Below are 17939 nucleotides of genomic sequence, written 5' to 3'. Positions count from 1 at the left end.
AGTTTCGTGTAATTTGTTAGGAATATTAACAGATAGTTAACGTAGTTAACACGAAACGTACAAATGTCAGCGCTTGTCAGCAAGCCCTATCCGTCGGGAGGTGACTTCGCATGCAGGCTTCGCCGGTTCTGGTTTCATCCGACGACCTGTACTTGTTCAATACCGGGCAGCTATTCCGCGCCTATCGCACTTTCGGGGCACATCCAATGGAATACGAAGGCTGTCGGGGCGTCCGTTTCGTTCTATGGGCACCCTCGGCCCGTGAAGTATCCGTCGTTGGCGATTTCAATGGCTGGAGCAGCGCTAGCCGTCCCGTGAATTTGGCGCAAGTAGGGACTACAGGCGTATGGGTTGGGTTCAGTCCCGACCTGAATGAAGGTGACCGCTACAAGTATGAGATCGTGAACGCCGGCGGAGAGCGTCTGCTTAAATCCGATCCTTTCGGTTTCCAAAGCGAGCTCCGCCCGAATACGGCTTCCGTCGTTGCCTCGCTCAATCATTATGATTGGCAGGATCGGGACTGGATAGACAATAGAAGAAAACATCCCCCCTACGAGAAGCCGATGCTTATTTACGAGGTTCATCTCGCTTCATGGCGGATGGACGCACCTGAGCAATTGCGCAGCTACGAACAATTGGCGCAAGAGCTTGTCGACTATGTATGTTCTATGGGTTATACCCATATCGAAGTAATGCCAATCACCGAGCATCCGCTTGATCGCTCATGGGGCTATCAGACAACGGGTTATTATGCGGCGACTAGCCGTTACGGCCCGGCTGAAGGACTTAAGAAGCTCATAGATCGCTGTCACCAGCAAGGAATCGGCGTGCTGCTCGATTGGGTGTGCGGCCATTTCTGCAAAGACGATCACGGCCTTAGGTTATTCGACGGGTCCCCGCTTTACGAGAATTCCGATTATAGACGAGCGGAGAAACCGCTCTGGGGCACTCTTGCTTTCGACTTCGGCAAGCCGCAAGTGCTAAGTTTCCTCCTCTCCAATGCTTTGTTCTGGCTCGACGTTTACCATATTGACGGTTTGCGTGTGGATGCGGTTGCCAGTATGCTCGATTTGAACTTCGACAAGCCCGAGTCCATGCGAACGGAAAATCGTTACGGCGGTACGGAGGACATCGAGGCGCTCGCCTTCCTGCGCAAGCTGAATGAAACGGTATTCCTTCATTACCCTGAAAGCCTCATGATGGCAGAAGATTCTTCCTCTTATCCAGCAGTCACATCGCCCACCTACCTTGGAGGACTCGGATTCAATTACAAATGGAATATGGGTTGGATGAACGATATGCTCCGATACATGGAGACCGACCCAAGCCATCGCTCATCCTACCATTCTCTTATTACGTTTTCTCTACATTATGCATTCTCCGAAAATTACGTATTACCTCTCTCGCACGATGAAGTTGTTCACGGTAAACGTTCCATGCTTAATAAAATGCCCGGCACCTATGAAGAGAAGTTTGCAAACCTTCGTTTGTTCTATGGGTATTGGATGACTCATCCCGGCAAGAAGCTGCTCTTCATGGGCGGAGAATTCGGGCAATTCGACGAATGGAAAGATTACGCCGGCCTGGATTGGAGCTTGCTGCAATTCCCGCTGCACGACAGCATGCAACGTTACGTTAGAGCGTTAAACCATATTTACTTGAACAATGGCGAGTTATGGGAGAGGGACCATGAGCAGGGCGGGTTTGAATGGATCGACGTGAATAACGCGCCGCAATGCATGCTCTCTTTTCAACGAAACGGCAAATCCGCTGAATCTTCTACCGTCTCGGTTTGCAATTTCTCGAGGGAGACCCATTCGATCTATCGAATCGGAGTTTCGAACCAAGGCCATTATCGGCTTATTCTGAATAGCGACGAAGCGGAATACGGGGGAGGCGGATATTCGTTCCCGTCCCGCGTAGCCTCGCAACCCACCCCGTTTCATGGAAAGCCTTATAGTATTGAAGTTCCCGTTCCCGCGTTATCCTTTCAGCTATGGAAGTCAGAAACAGCTTGATCAGTCATAGGGTATATTAAGCTTTCGGCATCTAACTTGAACAAACGCGTACCGTCGCCCTTCGGTCGGCGGAGCCGTTTTACTTGGGGAGGAGTGAGGTTCATGCGCAAGAATGAGTGTATCGCCATGTTATTAGCCGGCGGGGAAGGCCGTCGTTTGGGCGTTCTGACTAAAGATTTAGCTAAACCGGCCGTTCACTTCGGGGGAAAATACCGCATTATCGACTTCACCTTAAGCAACTGCGTCCATTCCGGCATCGAGACCGTCGGAGTGCTTACGCAATACCAGCCGCTTGAATTGACCCAGCATTTAGGAATCGGTACGCCGTGGGGGTTGGACCGCCGGGAGGGCGGAATGCATGTGCTTCCTCCGTACGTCCGTCAGAAGGGCGGTTCTTGGTACAAAGGCACGGCCAATGCCATTTATCAAAATCTAGGATTCATCGAACGGTATGACCCGGAATACGTCCTCATTATTTCCGGTGATCACATTTACAAAATGAACTACGACCTTCTCTTGGATGCCCATAAAAAGAACCGCGCGGACGCGACATTGGCGGTCATTAGCGTCCCTTGGGCGGAAGCGAGCCGATTTGGCATCCTGAGCGTGGACGAAGACGATCGGGTCGTCGAGTTCGCGGAAAAACCGAAAAAGCCGAATAGCAATCTAGCATCTATGGGTGTTTATATGTTTTCCTGGCCGGTGCTCAAAGAGGCTTTGATTCGGGATGAGGCGGAGCGCCAATCCTCGAATGATTTCGGGAAGGATATTATTCCAACGTTGCTTGCGGACGGTGCTCGTCTATTTTCCTATCGATTCGACGGTTATTGGAAGGATGTAGGCACGATTGATAGTTTGTGGGAAGCAAACATGGATCTGCTCGAAGATAAGCCTTCCCTTCAATTAAATGATCGTTCCTGGCGGATTTTCTCGGCAAGTCCGAACCAACCGGCTCAATATATAGCGCCAACAGCTAAAGTTCAGGGCTCGCTTATTAATGAAGGCTGCGTAGTGGAAGGGCAAGTGAACCGTTCGGTGTTGTTCCATGGTGCCCGCGTTGGCGAAGGGAGCTTGGTTGAGGATTCCATTCTTATGCCGGGTGCCACCATCGGCAAGGATGTCCGGATCATTCGCGCGATCGTTGGCGAGGGGGCGGTTGTCGGCGACGGATGCGAGGTAGGAAGCATTGAAGCGGAGGATATCGCAGTTGTCGGAAGCGGAGAAACGATCCGCCTCGAAGCGGAGCTTAAGGAGGCGGAGCCGGTATGAAGCTGCCAATGATGGGGGTTATCAACTTAATTCATGAAGCGGATGAGATGGGATCGTTAACGGCGGGCCGCTGCTTGGCCACGGTGCCGTTCGGCGGAAGATACCGACTCATCGATTTTGCTCTTTCTTCCATGGTCAATTCCGGAATTCCTAAGGTTGCCGTATTCGCGCATACGAAATTCCGTTCGCTTATGGATCATCTGGGTTCCGGCAGCAATTGGGATTTGCACCGCAAGCAAAGCGGTTTGTTCGTGCTGCCCCCTTCGATGGAAGACCAGACGGATTTCGGCAAAGGAGATTTATACCACTTCTACCGGAATCGCGATTATTTCGCGCGCAGTCCGGTTGAATATGTCGTTATCTCGCGCAGCCATATGGTCTGTAACGTCGATTTCGTTCAAGTTCTCGATCAGCACCGGGAGACGGGGGCAGATATTACCGTCGTCTGCAAAAGAACGCCCGAAGGGTTGCCCGGTCTCGCGCGCAAAGTGAAAATCAACGAAGTGGGACGTATCGTGGAGATGCAGGATCACTTTGGAAGGCTCGAAAGCGATGTTGTATCGATGGAAATGTACGTTCTGAGCAAGGACTTGCTGCTGGACTTGGTGGAAACTTCTTTGGCGCAAGGACGCGATCATTTCGTGCGCCACACGATTTTATCCCGGTTGAACCAACTGCGAGTGAATGCCTATATGCATGACGGAGTGTTAGGTGTCGTCAATAACATCGCCGCGTATTATCGCCACAGCATGGAGTTGCTGCAGCCTGAAGTGTGGAAGGAATTGTTCTTCAAGCCGGGCTCTATCTATACGAAAGTTAAGGATGAGCCTCCGACGCATTACCGCAACGGGGCCGATGTTACCCATTCCCTTATTGCTAACGGATGCGATATCGAAGGCACGGTGTTTAATAGTATTTTGTTCCGCGGCGTTAAGGTCGGCAAAGGGGCTGTCGTTCGCAATAGCATCGTGATGCAGAACGGCGTTATCGGAGAAGGTGGCTCGCTTGAAAATTGCATCCTGGACAAGGAAGTCGAAATCCGTGCCTTGCAGCAGCTGAGAGGCTCGAGCGAAATGCCGTTCATCGCCTTGAAGCGGAAAGTCATATAACCGGAAGTTGGGAGTTGACCTCATGCGGGTGTTGTTCGCGGCGTCGGAAGCGATGCCGCTAGTTAAGACAGGAGGGCTGGCCGATGTTGTCGGCGCCCTTCCTAAAGCGCTCGCCAAGAGAGGCGTAGATGTCACCGTCGTATTGCCTAAATACGGGGAGATCCCAAGCGCGATAACGGACCGGGCCGTTACGGCGGCGGTCATGGAAGTTCAGCTCGGATGGCGCCGGCAATATTGCGGCGTTCAGGAAGTAACCGTCGACGGCGTCCGGTTTCTGCTGATCGACAATGAGTTTTATTTCAAAAGAGGTTACTTGTACGGGTACGGGGACGAAGCCGAGCGGTTCGCTTTCTTTAGCTTTGCGGTGCTCGAGATGCTGGACAAGCTGGACCTTATGCCTGATATCATTCATTGCCATGATTGGCAAACCGGCTTAATTCCTTTTCTGTTGCGAACGCGATACGCGAATCGCCCGGGATATCGGGAAATACGCACGGTGTTCACCATTCATAACCTGCAATATCAGGGCGTTTATTCCCGCGAACTGCTTCAGGATTTGCTTGCGACCGGAGATGATTCGTTTACGGAGGACAGCCTTGAATTTTACGGAGCGGGAAGCTGCATGAAGGCGGGGCTTCGGTTTGCGGACAAGCTGTCTACGGTTAGCAACACCTATGCCCATGAAATACAGACCGAAGCCTACGGCGAGAAGCTGGACGGCGTCATCAGGCAACGCGCGAACGACTTATGGGGCATTATCAACGGAATCGATACCGAAGTGTACGATCCGATGAACGATCCTCATTTGGTTGTGCCGTACCGGAATTCCCAGGCTAAGAAGCGGCAGAACAAAACCGCGCTGCAGCAGGAACTAGGACTGCCGATCGATGAAAAAGTTCCGATGATCGGCATCGTTTCCAGACTTACGGCACAGAAAGGCTTCGACCTGATCGGTGAGGCTTTGCCCGCCTTGATGAAGGAGAGCCTTCAGCTCGTTATTCTCGGCTCGGGCGATCCGGGAATTGAAGCGATGCTGCGGGAGACGTTGTTGCGCAACCGCGACAAGATGGCGCTATGGTTCGGCTTTAACGAAGGTTTAGCCCGCAGGGTCTACGCGGCTTCGGATATGTATCTGATGCCGTCGCGGTTCGAACCTTGCGGCTTAAGCCAGTTGATCGCTCTTCGCTATCGCTCCGTTCCGATCGTTCGGGAAACGGGTGGACTGCGCGACACCGTGGAATCGTATAACGAATATACCGGAGAAGGGAACGGATTTACATTCGGCCCCGCAACGGTGCACGATTTGTTGTTTACGTTGAAGCGTGCTTTATCCTTCTACGGCAGGGAAGAACATTGGGACAAAATCGTGGCTAACGGTGCCAAGAAGGATTACGGCTGGGAATCTTCCGCCCGGCTATATTACAAACTATATCGTGAACTCGTCAGCTAAGAAGGAGTGGGATAGTCATGGCTAGACATCTGGTCATCGGTAATGGGAAAATGCTCGTCAATTTGGACAGCAACTGCTTTATTCGCGATGTTTATTTTCCGTATGTGGGGCAATTAAATCACGTTGGCGGCAGTTTATGCCGATTCGGCGTATGGTGCGACGGTACGTTCGCGTGGTTGGACGATCCGGAGTGGATCATCGAGCTTGGTTATATCGAGGATTCGCTCGTTACGAACGTAATCGCTCGCCATCATCGATTAGGGCTTGAACTGCAGCTTAATGACGGCATCCATCAACGGGAATGCATCTATATGAAACGCGTCGTTGTCCGTAATTTAGGCGATACCGAGAAGGACGTCCGGGTGTTTTTCCACCATGATCTGATGATCGACGGCAATGAGGTAGGGGATACGGCGGCCTTTTACCCCGGTAATCGGACATTGTTCCACTACAAACGCTCCTCCTACTTCATGTTTAACGGCAGATCCGAAAAAGGCGGAATCTATCAGTTCTCGACGGGCATCAAGCGATTTCAATCCGCGGAAGGTACTTGGCGCGATGCCGAGGACGGGGAGTTAATGGGCAATTCGATTTCCCAAGGTTCGGTAGACAGCACGATCAGCTTTCGTACGATCGTGCCGCCAGGCAACGATAGAACGATCTATTACTGGATGTCCGTCGGCTCCGATATGGAAGAAGTGAAGCGGCTGGATCAATACGTGCAGGAAAGCCATCCGGAGAAGCTGTTAAGCCGAATCGTAATCTATTGGAACCATTGGCTGTCAAGGGTAGGTGACCGGTTCGGCGATTTGCCGGCCAACGTTGTTCATCAATTCAAGCACAGCCTGCTCATCGTAAGAACGCAGATCGATGAGCGCGGCGCTATTTTAGCGGCGAATGACACGGATATTTTGCAATACAATCGGGACCATTACAGCTATATGTGGCCTAGGGATGGAGCGCTTATCGCCGACGCGATGTCGCTTGCCGGCTATCATGGTACGATCGCGCCGTTCTTCCACTTCTGCGGACGGAATTTGTCTCCCGAAGGATACTTGCACCATAAATACAACCCGGACGGAACGGTAGGTTCCAGTTGGCACCCTTATGTCGTACAAGGCGTTCCGCGTCTGCCTATCCAAGAAGACGAAACGGCGCTTGTGCTTTACGCGCTCTGGAAAGACTATGCCCGCCATGGCGAAATCGAGCTTCCGCAGGCGTTGTACAGCACCTTGATTCGGAAAGCCTCGGCATTCTTGTGCGAATACATGGAGCCGGATTTAGGCTTGCCGAAACCAAGCTATGATTTATGGGAAGAGCGTTACGGTATATGGACTTACACGGTTGCTTCCGTTTACGGAGGGCTAATGGCTGCGGCCTATTTCGCCGATTTGTTCGGGGATTATGACCGCAGCGACCAGTACCGCGTCGTAGCCGAGCAAATCAAACAGGGGATTGTAACGCATTTGTGGGATGAAGAAGCAGGGCGTTATGCCCGAGGCGTCGTATATCAAGACGGCAAATGGGTTAAAGACATGACGGTGGAGAGCAGCTTGTTCGGTTTGTTCGAATTCGGCGTGTTTCCGGCAGAAGAGGATCGGGTTGCGCGTACGATGATGGCCATATCCGAGAAGCTTCGCATTCATACGGAAGTCGGGGGTATTGCGCGGTATACGAACGATTATTATTTCCGCCAATCCGATGACATCGACAAGGTGCCCGGAAACCCTTGGATCATTTGCACGCTGTGGGTAGCGAATTTTCAAATCGAAACCGCCAAAACGATAGAAGATTTGGCCGAGCCGAGAAAAACGCTTGATAAAGTAACAACGTTCGCCCTTGCCGGAGGCAATTTGCCCGAGCAAGTTCATCCGGAAACCGGCGAACCGTTATCGGTTGCCCCGTTAACTTGGTCTCACGCGACATATGTGTCAACGGTTTGCAAATACGTGCGCAAACAAGATCAATTTATTTCGTCTGCTTCTTCGAATAACAAGGAACAAAGTATTTCGTGGTAGTACTAAACCATGCGACTTATGATGAGGGTGTCTCTGGAGTCTAATTGACTTCTAGAGACGTCCTTCTTTTTTTATTTCGGTAGTAAAAATGAGAGATTGTTGCAACTTTTTCTTGTTTGATACAGTATGTATAGCAGGGGGATTATTCCATGTATAAAGGGGGAGACTGTCTCCGTGGCCAAGCCGGAAGTTACGAAATTTAACCATACTATCATCGATCCTATCTTTTATATGCTGACAGCCACATCGATATTGTGCGCGCTGCTCATCGTTGTCCGGTCGTTTCAAGTCGATTACGTGCGGTTCCAATTTCTTCTTTGGAATCTGTTCCTCGCATGGCTGCCTTTGATCGTTTCGATATCGGCACTTTGGCTAACCCGTATCGTCAAAGGGGGAACTTTAGCGATCGGTCTCACGTTGTTCGGGATTGCCTGGCTGCTCCTTTACCCGAACGCGCCCTATCTCACGACCGACTTTATTCATCTCATCTATAATCCGGGTTTCCAAGTATACAATCCGGAAGGGCTGCTCCTGTGGTACGATTTGGTGCTTTTTTTCCTGTTCTCGTGGTGCGGGCTGTTGTTGGGTTTTCTCTCGATGAGACACTTTCACTCGATCGTAAGTCATTATATAAACGGATGGTCGGGCTGGGTGTTCGTTCTCATCGTATCCTTCCTTGGAGGATTCGGCGTATATTTGGGGCGGGTTGTCCGGCTGAATAGTTGGGATGTGTTGAGTCCCTTCCGATTAATCGAAGGGGTTATAGAAGGGATAAACGCGAAGTCGGCGATCTTCACGATGCTGTTCGGAATGTTGATATTAATCATCTACTGCTCTCTCTATCTCTTAGGTCAAAATAAGGCCCGTAAAGCTAGGTCGCTGTAACGATCTTAAGTATGGTCAAGCCCGTGTTGGGGCTGGCGTATTCTTGTTCCAGCCAATGAATTGTCCGGCCGGGACTTGTGGATCATAAAGTTGATCGCTTAAAATAGAAATTAGGGGAAGCTCCTTGCATGTGCCGGCCTGGCGCAGTAAGGAGTTTTCTATTTAGAATGACGAGGGTGCTAAAATATTCCATGCAGTGATTGGGGATTATGGAACCATGTTTAATTACTTGCCGTATGAGATAATAGCTTAGAGAGGAGTGGATAGGTATGAGTTTCTTTAAGAAATTTACGGAAACCGTCAGCAAAGGCGTTAGTACGGCGACTGAAAAAGCACAACAAACGGTGGAAATAACAAGGTTAAACGCCCAAATATCCGGTAAGCGCAAAGAAATAGACAAATTGTTCGCGAATATAGGGGCATCCGTATATGAGGCTTATTTGGCGCATGATTTGTCCAGGGCCGAATCGAAGGTCATTCCGGGCTGCGAGGAGATAACGGCTATTCGAGGCGAGATTGCCGCTCTGGACGACCGAATCAAGACGATCCGCAATGAGAAGGAATGCGTATGCGGTAAAAGGGTGCCTTACGATACCCGTTTCTGCCCGTCGTGCGGACATCCGTTCCCTGAACCGGAGCCGGAAGCCGTTGAGGAATCTCCGATTCAAGCGGATCCTTATGTCCCCGTCGATCCAGATAGCGAACCGGAAATTGAAACCTTTGGAGGAGCGGGGGATCTAGACTCGCTGGAAACAAAAGCACCTCCAACGCCGCCTGTAGACCAGCGTCAGATTTGCGGCAGCTGCGGCACGCCGCTATACGCTGACAGCCATTTCTGCCCGACTTGCGGTCAATCAACTCGATAAGTTAAGCCAGGGGGAGTCTTTCGGACTCCCTCTTTTCTTTGCTGCAGCATCAACAAGTAACGTTAAACCTCCTCTCCCCGAACCCTTCTCTGAGCAGCTGCAGCTTCAAAAAAGTAATTTTAAACCTCCCCTCGTTCACCGCCGCGACAGGAGTTGCTCTAAAAATTCGATTAATTCCTGTGCGGTAGGGGTCTACGACGGGAGTTGCTCTAATAATTCGATTAATTCCTGTGCAGCAGGGATCAACGACGGGAGTTGTTCTAAAAATTCGATTAATTCCTGTGCTGCAGGGGTCAACGACAGGAGTTGTTCTAATAATTCGATTAATTCCTGTGTAGCAGGGGTCAACGACGGGAGTTGTTCTAAAAATTCGATTAATTCCTGTGCAACAGGGGTCAACGACGGGAGTTGTTCTAAAAATTCGATTAATTCCTGTGCAGCATGGGTCAACGACAGGAGTTGCTCTAATAATTCGATTAATTCCTGTGCGGCATAGGTCAGCTCCAGCTTCAAAAGTAACTCTAAACCTCCTCAAACTCGCGTCCGAGCGGTTGTATCTTCAAAAGTAATTCTAAACTTCCTTTCGTCTACCTCCAAATCCCTTATTTTTTAGACGGAGTAACAAATGTCAAGAATTGCCTACTTGCCGCGGTTTCAGAGTGGGCAATCGCACGGATTCGCATTGAACAAGCCAATTATTGACCTTATGTCATGCATGATCGTTCGCTCGGCCGAAACCGCGGTCCGAAAAGTGGTCTGTTTTTATATACGTCACAATTTCACACACCTATTTTGTGACTAAAACTAACATTAAATTGGAACGGGATTCAAATTTGTGTATATAAACCATAAACATTGTTCCATTATCATTGATAATCTCTAAAGACTTTTTCAATTTAGTGTTATAATATATTACACATGGAGAACAATGCGAATTTATAACTATCAAATGTCACTTTATATAACGTAACTTTAGAGCTCAAGGGAGGGAATGTTCATGAAGGAACCATTTCTGAGCGTATCGGACTTAACTAAAGTGTTCGGAAAACTCGCGGTAAACGACGGAGTGACGTTGCAAGCTTAAGGAAGGCGAAATTCATGCGGTGTTAGTCGAGAACGGAGCCGATAAAAGCACCTTGACGAAAATGTTGTACGGAGTATTTCAGTCGGATGGCGGAGAAATCGCGATCGAGGGCAGAGCGATTAGGCTAATGAGTCCGGTGAAGGCCCGCGGACACGGCGTCCGTTCTTGAAGGAATTCCTATATCCTAATCAGGACTCAGAAGAAGGAGGCGGTCATATGGCCATGATGCCGCGTAAAGAAAAAGCGCCCGGAAGCCAGTCGGAGGAAGTCGTATTTACAGTTAAAGAACTACTCGCCATTCCGTTGCTAAAGGAAGCGCGGTTGCTAGCAGGAGAGAAAGGCATTCATAAAGCCATAACTCGGGTTAACGTAATGGAGGTGCCCGATGTCATCTCTTGGGTCAGGCCCGGAGAATTCCTGATGACGACGGGATATCCTTTCCGGGACGAGCCCGAACTGCTTCGGCAATTGGTTCCGGAGCTCGTGAAGAGAGGCGTTGCCGCCCTCGGTATCAAGACTAAACCAAACTTTGACAAACTCTCGCCCGAGGTCGTGGAGGAAGCGCAAAAGCATGGATTGCCGCTGCTCGAGCTGCCGGGCGATACCGTGTTTTCCGACCTGGTCAGGATCGCTATGGAGCGGGTGCTGGCGCAGGAAACATCCCAACTGGCCGACTTGCAAAATCGCATACAGAGCATGACCCGCCTGCTTCTGGAAGGAAGCGGTCTTTACGCGTTCTTGGACGCTATGGAGGATATGCTGGATAATCCCGTTGCGGTTGTCAGGGAGAACGACAAGCCGTGGTTATCCAAGAGCCTAAGAAGCGCGGAGCCCACGGAAGTTTGGCCGCTCATGCAATCGCTCACGTTCCGGCAAGTCGGACGCGGTTCGAGCAACGGATTTATGCTGCTGCAAAACGCATACCGGATTTACGTTAACTCGATTCCCACGAGAAAGATGAAGCAGGCTTGTTTGGTGCTGATCGAGCGTACCCGGGATATCCATCCGCTCGATGCGTTAAGCGTAGACCGGTTGTCCTCGTTAGCCGGCTTGGAACTGGCGAACGTCGAGGCCGTTCGCGAGGTCGAAGGCAAATACTTGGACCAATTCATTCAGGATTGGCTCTCCGGCAAAATCGTTTCGGAAGCCGATTGGAAACTTAGAGCCGACGTATGCGGCTGTACGATACCGGAAGGAACGCCAATGTGCGCCATTTTGGTGGGATGGCGCGCACCGGAACCCGCGGAGAAGCTCAGGGAAATTGCCCGCAGGCTTCGTTCCGAGAGGCTGCGAACCGTGGAGGGTTTGCTTGCTGCTCCGATCGGAGACGACTTAGCTCTGGTGCTTCCGATCGGAAACTTGGCGTTTTCGGATCTTGATCGCGAAGAGGCGACAGCGCAATTGACTAACAAGCTGCTCGCGGAGCTGCGAGCCCTGTTGGGAGATCGGGACTTGAAACTATACGCCGGACGAGTAGTCGAACGATCGGACGGGTTGCAAGGGAGCTGGGCACAAGCGAAGCGGGCACGGCAGGTGGCGGAAGTATGCGGATTGCCGGGAGAAATCGTTGCTTACGATAGGCTAGGCGTATATTCCTTGCTCTATCTGATCCCGTCCGGGGAGGAAAGGGAACAGTTTCTAAGCCGTTTCGCGGCCCCGCTCCAACAAGCAGACCGTAAAGGTGGAGGAAGGCTCGTAGAGACGTTGGAGATGTTCTTCCGCTGCAACGGCAATATTAAGCTGACATCCGAGAAGCTGTACGCACATTATAATACGATCGTCTATCGGCTGGAGAAAGCCCAATCTATCCTCGGCGTTTCTTTAGACGATCCGGAAGATCGTCTGCAGCTTCACTTGGCGTTAAAGCTCGGCCAGATTACTCCGGGAATACCCGGCTAATCTCTTTACAAACGTAAAACCCCGTCCGGCGGACGGGGTTTTACGTTGTACTGGGAGTAATGAATTAAAAATTAGTAGCCTGCGCGAAGGATGATGACAAGCAGGATGAAAAGAACAAGAGCGAATGCAGCTGCTGCCATTCCTCCACCATACCCGCCACAACTTCCAACCGCGGCACCTCCAACTGGATAACCCATAGCGAAAACCTCCTGTGTGCGTTGTTTGTGATGGCGAATCACAGTGTCAGCATATGGCGGGGGGCATGGGGAATCCTGTACGTTTGTACCGGGTAGACAGATAATCCCTATTTTTTCAGCGAATGTACCGGTTATTGAAATGACGGATATTGATAATCCTCGATTCGGCTAACAATGGACCGCCGCAGCCAACGCGAAGGAGCGAAGAAGAGTCGACGCCAATCGTTTCCAACGAGCCTACTTGGATATTGGGCAAGGAAGAACAACTGTGGAAAGCCACGGCTACGCATGGCTGCAAGGTTAGTCTAGGAAGATAGAAGATCGGATATGAGGCAAATCGGTACTCATCACCCTCGAAGTCAGGTATTGCTCTTTGCACGGCTAATACTCTAGAGGTGAGGGTTGAGTTCTTATTATCCCCAAGTTGAACGATGCCGGATGAGCTGATCGTATTCACGAATAATCTGCCTAACGTTGTGTTCCTGCATTGCAAACTCATCAAGCTTCCTCCTCGGAGAGCGCGGGAAGCGGTGCCAAGGGTCCTACGATCACGGACTCCGGCGGTGTATCGAAATAGGAGTAAAGTGTAAGGGATTCCGTGTCCCCCAGCAACAAGGAAGAGGAACCGGAAATCCCGATGAGTCTGATGGAACCGACGCTTACGGGTCCGTTGGTTACGTTAAGATTTAAGCAATTCGTCATGGTGATCCGCTCCTTTCTGCAGATTCTGCTGCCGCTGTTTGCTTAAATAGGCGGAGAAAGCTCCCTGAATATCCCTAAGCGTCTTTTCTTTGATGGAATCTTTCCACCGTTGCTTCTCTTCATCCGTTCCTTTGAACGGGTAAGGAGATGTTCTCGCGTAATAATGTACGCGTTCGTCTAATTGTTTCCGAACATCGTCGCTTATTCGAGAACGATGATTATCATCTAGCGTAATTCCGAATTGTTGTTCCATTGCGATCAGAGCGTTAGTCGCATTATCTTTCATATAGTTGCTCATTTCATTTTGCAAGCCGCGAATGAGAGGGGCGAGATCATCCGTTTGGTCCGAATCGACTTTCCAGCAGGCAGGGTCGGGTGCTTCGAAAGATTCGATATCCGGCATACCCTGAGGCGATGATAATCCGACGTTTAGCGTGCCTTCCAGTCTGTTGACCTTTAATTGATCGAAGTGGTATTCGATATGAAGGGGCGGCTTATTCTTAATGTCATCCAATTGTTTCTGCATATTTGCCAGTTGTTGCGTCATTTGCGTCAATTTTAACTCGGATTGATAGAGCCGCTGAATCCACTGATTCCAATCAGGAGCAATGGGAGCTGCGGCTGCAGGCATCCCGTTCCATAAATAAGGTTGCTGCATCGGAGTTTCCCCTTTCACGTTGGATTTGGAAGCGGAACGAGCGAAAGGGCCGTAGTGGCTTCTCCTAGCTGTGGAGCCGGCCCCGTGTACCCCCCCGTATTATAGAGCTGGGATAGCGATTGGATACTGCCGGCACTACCGATTTGCAGAACGGATGAATTGGTTACAGCGTCGACACGGAGTTGGCCGATGGTTATGGTCTGATATATGTTCCATTTCATCAGATGACCCCCGAGTTGCCAATTTTATTTTCAGAAGAGTCCTGGACATCCGGATCATTCGTGTTCGTCGCGCTGATTGCGTTGTTGCTCCTCGATAAATCGCCCGTTAAGAAGGAACCGGAGCCGGCATATGTTTTGTTAGTGCTCGACGGAGAAACTTGTATAGCATCCCCGAATTGGACGACGCCGCTGCTGCCGACGCTAAGGATTTTGACATTGCCGACGATGCATGGCATGGGCATAACGACTCCTTCGCTGTGGGGTCATTCAACAGTGTATGAAGGCAAATACCCAGAGGTTCATCTTTCATTGATTGAACAATCGCATACGCACAGGCGGGACTGCCCAGACATATGTTGAAGAAAAGAATTCTGCAGTATTACTTACGCAGACAGTTGCCTCAGGAGGGATAAAGTAATGAGTTCCTTTTTCGATAGCGGACCGCTTCCGGATTGGAAAGATATTCAGCGTTGGCTGGGTAAAGATATTCCTTGGAACCTGGCCGAGCGCTGGGATCAGGCGGGCGATTCCAATTGGCTGAACCAATATGTCAAGGATATGATGACGAAATCAAGGCAGGAAACGCCTTTCCGCCAAACTCAAACTCAAGACAATATGAAAATTGACGCTATAAAGGATAATAACTATGTCAACGTGACCATCAGACTTGATCCTGAGATGGACCTTCGCCATCTGCAGCTATTCGCGACTTCGGAACGGCTTAAGATAACGGGACTATCCGGCGATAGGAAACGCGCGATTCGGTTTCCATGCCCGGTATATGCTCGCTCCGGCAAAGCCGTTATGAAAAAAGACCGTTTGCTCATCCGCTTCAAACGCAGGCCGCTGGAAAAGTCCGAATACGAATTGTTTATCCAATCGTAAATCGGTATAATGCTAGAGGAAGCTACGAGTCGGCATATGATAAAGAGTCGCAAAGTTTTAAGGGGGCAATTGTCGTGGATTTAGTTGACGTATCCGATGTATCACCTGCGCTTTTCATCACGGGCATTATTTTCATCATGTTGATCGGTTCATTCTTAAGCCTTGGAGTATTGCGGTTTTTCCAATTAAAGAAACGTCAAGGCGGCGTGTTCCTGGGACTTTCCGGATTGACGCTCATCGTCCTTATTCTCGTAATCAACAAGTGGTTTTCATAGCAATGGGATAAGCCTCATGCAGGAGGGTCTAATGCGTATCATGCGAAGAACGTTGCAGGGTCCGATCCTTTTCTATCGAAAGTTCATCTCGCCCTTAACGCCGCCTTCGTGCCGCTTCCTTCCGACATGCTCGGCTTATGCGGTAGAGGCGATAGAAGTTCACGGGGCAGCCAAAGGTTCATATTTGGCATTTCGCAGAATATGCAGGTGCCATCCTTTTCACCGCGGGGGTTACGATCCCGTTCCGCCCCTGAAGGTAAGGAAATAAGGCGCAAGCGCGCTTCGGCTTGACATCGGTGAAGCAAGTCGGCGGTATTGGCTAAATAACAACTCTCATCCCATACGGACGAGAGTTGTTTTTGTTTTTAATGCACTTTACCAAGCTAGGCACGTCCTTTTCCTAGCAGAGCCATCCGCCACTCGCTGATTTTGTTCAGGAAAACGCGCTAACCCTTAGTGCTTCTTTTTTTTTGGAAAGAGTCCGTTGACAGTGAATTTTATGTGTGATATCATCTCATCATACAAGTTTATGAAAGCGCTTATTATAATTGCGGCTTAACAATTGATAGGAGGATTCTCACCCATGAACCGCATCCGATCCGCGTTCCGACGATTCTGGCCCTTATATTTGCTGATGATACCTATCATCTCTTACTATGCCGTTTACCGCTTTTATCCGATGTTTCTGCAAGCCGTGCTGGCATTCAAAAAATATCGGTTGGCGGATGGGGTATGGGGCAGTCCGTGGGTCGGCTGGCACAATTTCGCAGAGCTGTTCTCCAAAGCCGATTTTGTTCACGTATTGGGTAATACAGTAGTCATTAGCTTGCTACGGCTGTTATTCGGTTTCTTTCCGCCGATCATATTGGCGATTTTCCTGTTCGATATCCATTCGAAGGTGTTCCGCCGATTTACACAGACGATTATGTACATTCCCCACTTTTTTTCCTGGGTAATCATCTACGCCATCACTTTCGCCGTTTTCTCAGAATCCGGCATCGTCAACCAAATGCTTAAGCTTATGAATTCGGATACTGTCAGCTTCCTCGTCTCCCCGGAGTGGTTCCGGCCGATTCTTGTAGGAACTGCCATCTGGAAAGAGATCGGTTGGGGGACGATCATTTACCTCGCGGCACTCTCGTCGCTGGACCCGGCACAATTTGAAGCTGCCAAGCTGGATGGGGCGGGGCCGGTTCGCCGGATTATCCATGTGACATTACCGGGCATCGCACCGGTCGTCGTGTTTCTGTTCACCCTTCAAATCGGCGGCATTCTCTATGCCGGCGGGGAACAGGTGCTGCTTTACTACAATCCTGCAACCTATGGGGTTGGGGACATCATCGACACGTGGATTTACCGGCAGGGGCTCGGACAGCTCCAGTACAGTATTGCCGTTGCGATGTCGTTGTTCCAATCGCTGTTTGGTCTCTTGCTCGTGCTAACGGCCAACGCGATATCCAAAAAACGCGCCGGTATCGGCCTTTGGTAAAGGGGTGAGGGCAATTCGCAACAAGGAAAGAGTGTATCAGGGATTCGCTTACACGGTACTTACTGTCGTCACGCTCGCTTCTCTCATTCCGCTGATTTATGTAGTGTCCATGTCGTTGGTCAACGAGAAGGAGTGGATTGAGCGAGGGGGGTTCATTCTACTGCCACACTCGCCTACGCTGCTGGCCTATGAACGTTTATTTAAAGGCGATATTTTCCCGCACGCGCTAATAGTTAGCGTCATTAGGACAATTCTGGGAACGGCGCTTATGCTGACGATGACTACGATCGCCGGGTACATCGTTTCCAGACGGGCGCTCCCGGGCCGCAGGGCGATGCTGTTCGCGGTTCTGATTACGGTTTTGTTTAACGGAGGTTTGATCCCGACCTATCTGGTCGTAAGGGACACCCACCTGCTTGATTCGATTTGGGCGCTCGTCATCCCGGGGCTGATCGATAGCTGGAGCGTTCTCGTCATCAAGCAATTTTTCGAGAATATCCCGTCCGAATTGGAGGAGTCGGCACAGATGGACGGCGCCGGCGAGATCGTCCTCATGATTCGGCTGATGCTGCCTATGAGCAAGCCGGTTATCGCGGCGATCGGATTGTTCACGGCCGTATTCCATTGGAACAGCTGGTTCGACGCGCTCATTTACATCAAGGATCCTCACTTGCAGCCGCTGCAGCTGATCATGCGCAACATGTTCGCCAACGTCAATATCGGATCGCAAATGAACCCGTCGTCGGTATTGAACCCGACCCAACGGGTGTCGATGGAGTCGCTCAAAATGGCGGTTGCGGTCGTGGGTACGATCCCGATTCTCTGTGTATATCCGTTTATCCAAAAACATTTTACCAAAGGAATGTTTTTAGGAGCGGTAAAAGGATAATACAAACCATTACAAAAGGGAGGCA

General features: G+C 50.4%; 21 protein-coding genes. 14 read left to right on the top strand and 7 right to left on the bottom strand.

The features are described from left to right. Positions 1 to 110 precede the first annotated feature (110 nt). The 7 genes from glgB to K7P76_RS06025 all read left to right on the top strand — a co-directional run bounded on the left by glgB (position 111) and on the right by K7P76_RS06025 (position 9615). Positions 111 to 2018 carry a 1,4-alpha-glucan branching protein GlgB gene (glgB, locus tag K7P76_RS06055; RefSeq protein ID WP_232184260.1) on the top strand — a complete coding sequence of 636 codons (1908 nt, stop codon included), beginning with the start codon at positions 111 to 113 and terminating at the stop codon, positions 2016 to 2018. A 102-nt stretch (positions 2019 to 2120) separates the two neighbouring features. Beyond that, positions 2121 to 3287: a glucose-1-phosphate adenylyltransferase gene (locus K7P76_RS06050; protein ID WP_232184259.1), complete on the top strand. Its 1167-nt coding sequence runs from the start codon at positions 2121 to 2123 to the stop codon at positions 3285 to 3287. Next, positions 3284 to 4396: a glucose-1-phosphate adenylyltransferase subunit GlgD gene (gene glgD, locus K7P76_RS06045; protein WP_232184258.1), complete on the top strand. Its 1113-nt coding sequence runs from the start codon at positions 3284 to 3286 to the stop codon at positions 4394 to 4396. The genes K7P76_RS06050 and glgD overlap by 4 nt, the downstream gene beginning before the upstream one ends. Positions 4397 to 4418: 22 nt before the next feature. Further along, positions 4419 to 5846 carry a glycogen synthase GlgA gene (gene glgA, locus K7P76_RS06040; protein WP_232184257.1) on the top strand — a complete coding sequence of 476 codons (1428 nt, stop codon included), beginning with the start codon at positions 4419 to 4421 and terminating at the stop codon, positions 5844 to 5846. Between the two features lie 17 nt (positions 5847 to 5863). Next, a complete protein-coding gene (locus K7P76_RS06035) occupies positions 5864 to 7864 on the top strand; it encodes a glycoside hydrolase family 15 protein (RefSeq protein ID WP_232184256.1) in 2001 nt (666 codons plus the stop codon). Positions 7865 to 8038: 174 nt separating this feature from the next. Next, complete coding sequence (locus tag K7P76_RS06030; RefSeq protein WP_232184255.1) at positions 8039 to 8749, top strand: DUF1361 domain-containing protein; 711 nt, start codon at positions 8039 to 8041, stop codon at positions 8747 to 8749. A gap of 269 nt (positions 8750 to 9018) precedes the next feature. Then, positions 9019 to 9615, top strand: coding sequence for a zinc ribbon domain-containing protein (locus K7P76_RS06025; protein WP_232184254.1), 597 nt, complete (start codon positions 9019 to 9021; stop codon positions 9613 to 9615). Between the two features lie 192 nt (positions 9616 to 9807). On the opposite strand, the gene K7P76_RS06020 is transcribed toward K7P76_RS06025, so the two are convergent. Continuing rightward, positions 9808 to 10128 carry a hypothetical protein gene (locus K7P76_RS06020; RefSeq protein WP_232184253.1) on the bottom strand — a complete coding sequence of 107 codons (321 nt, stop codon included), beginning with the start codon at positions 10126 to 10128 and terminating at the stop codon, positions 9808 to 9810. A gap of 590 nt (positions 10129 to 10718) precedes the next feature. On the opposite strand from K7P76_RS06020, the gene K7P76_RS06015 reads away from it, so the two are divergent. Together K7P76_RS06015 and K7P76_RS06010 are read left to right on the top strand one after the other, a co-directional pair. After that, on the top strand, positions 10719 to 10868 hold the full coding sequence (locus K7P76_RS06015; protein WP_232184252.1) for an ATP-binding cassette domain-containing protein: 150 nt from the start codon (positions 10719 to 10721) through the stop codon (positions 10866 to 10868). Positions 10869 to 10915: 47 nt separating this feature from the next. Beyond that, positions 10916 to 12598, top strand: coding sequence for a PucR family transcriptional regulator (locus K7P76_RS06010; protein ID WP_232184251.1), 1683 nt, complete (start codon positions 10916 to 10918; stop codon positions 12596 to 12598). A 71-nt stretch (positions 12599 to 12669) separates the two neighbouring features. Here K7P76_RS06010 and K7P76_RS06005 read toward each other — a convergent pair whose 3' ends face one another. From K7P76_RS06005 to K7P76_RS05980, 6 genes are all read right to left on the bottom strand, one after another. Further along, entirely contained in the window at positions 12670 to 12795 is a 126-nt protein-coding gene (locus K7P76_RS06005; RefSeq protein ID WP_232184250.1) for a sporulation protein YjcZ, read from the bottom strand. A 115-nt stretch (positions 12796 to 12910) separates the two neighbouring features. Further along, positions 12911 to 13294, bottom strand: coding sequence for a spore germination protein GerPE (locus K7P76_RS06000; protein ID WP_232184248.1), 384 nt, complete (start codon positions 13292 to 13294; stop codon positions 12911 to 12913). Then, entirely contained in the window at positions 13294 to 13497 is a 204-nt protein-coding gene (locus K7P76_RS05995; protein ID WP_232184246.1) for a spore germination protein GerPD, read from the bottom strand. Before K7P76_RS05995 ends, K7P76_RS06000 begins: the two co-directional genes overlap by 1 nt. Then, positions 13475 to 14155, bottom strand: coding sequence for a spore germination protein GerPC (gene gerPC / locus K7P76_RS05990; protein WP_232184245.1), 681 nt, complete (start codon positions 14153 to 14155; stop codon positions 13475 to 13477). The genes K7P76_RS05995 and gerPC overlap by 23 nt, the downstream gene beginning before the upstream one ends. Positions 14156 to 14169: 14 nt before the next feature. Next, complete coding sequence (locus K7P76_RS05985) at positions 14170 to 14376, bottom strand: spore germination protein GerPB (RefSeq protein WP_232184243.1); 207 nt, start codon at positions 14374 to 14376, stop codon at positions 14170 to 14172. After that, complete coding sequence (locus K7P76_RS05980) at positions 14376 to 14612, bottom strand: spore germination protein (protein ID WP_232184242.1); 237 nt, start codon at positions 14610 to 14612, stop codon at positions 14376 to 14378. Before K7P76_RS05980 ends, K7P76_RS05985 begins: the two co-directional genes overlap by 1 nt. 181 nt (positions 14613 to 14793) lie before the next feature. On the opposite strand from K7P76_RS05980, the gene K7P76_RS05975 reads away from it, so the two are divergent. From K7P76_RS05975 to K7P76_RS33400, 5 genes are all read left to right on the top strand, one after another. Beyond that, complete coding sequence (locus tag K7P76_RS05975; RefSeq protein WP_232184241.1) at positions 14794 to 15261, top strand: hypothetical protein; 468 nt, start codon at positions 14794 to 14796, stop codon at positions 15259 to 15261. 74 nt (positions 15262 to 15335) lie between these two features. Beyond that, positions 15336 to 15536: a hypothetical protein gene (locus tag K7P76_RS05970; protein WP_232184240.1), complete on the top strand. Its 201-nt coding sequence runs from the start codon at positions 15336 to 15338 to the stop codon at positions 15534 to 15536. 31 nt (positions 15537 to 15567) lie between these two features. Then, positions 15568 to 15804, top strand: a complete 237-nt coding sequence (gene yidD / locus K7P76_RS05965) for a membrane protein insertion efficiency factor YidD (RefSeq protein WP_232184239.1) — start codon at positions 15568 to 15570, stop codon at positions 15802 to 15804. 315 nt (positions 15805 to 16119) lie between these two features. Continuing rightward, on the top strand, positions 16120 to 17025 hold the full coding sequence (locus K7P76_RS05960) for an ABC transporter permease (RefSeq protein ID WP_232184238.1): 906 nt from the start codon (positions 16120 to 16122) through the stop codon (positions 17023 to 17025). A 4-nt stretch (positions 17026 to 17029) separates the two neighbouring features. Next, on the top strand, positions 17030 to 17914 hold the full coding sequence (locus K7P76_RS33400) for a carbohydrate ABC transporter permease (protein WP_232184237.1): 885 nt from the start codon (positions 17030 to 17032) through the stop codon (positions 17912 to 17914). The last annotated feature ends 25 nt before the right edge of the window (positions 17915 to 17939 follow it).

Origin of the sequence: Cohnella silvisoli, assembly GCF_021190915.1 — a bacterium.
Taxonomy (GTDB): Bacteria; Bacillota; Bacilli; order Paenibacillales; family Paenibacillaceae; genus Cohnella; species Cohnella silvisoli.
The sequence above is the reverse complement of the archived record's forward strand: the minus strand, read 5'-3'. Positions and strand labels throughout refer to the sequence as shown.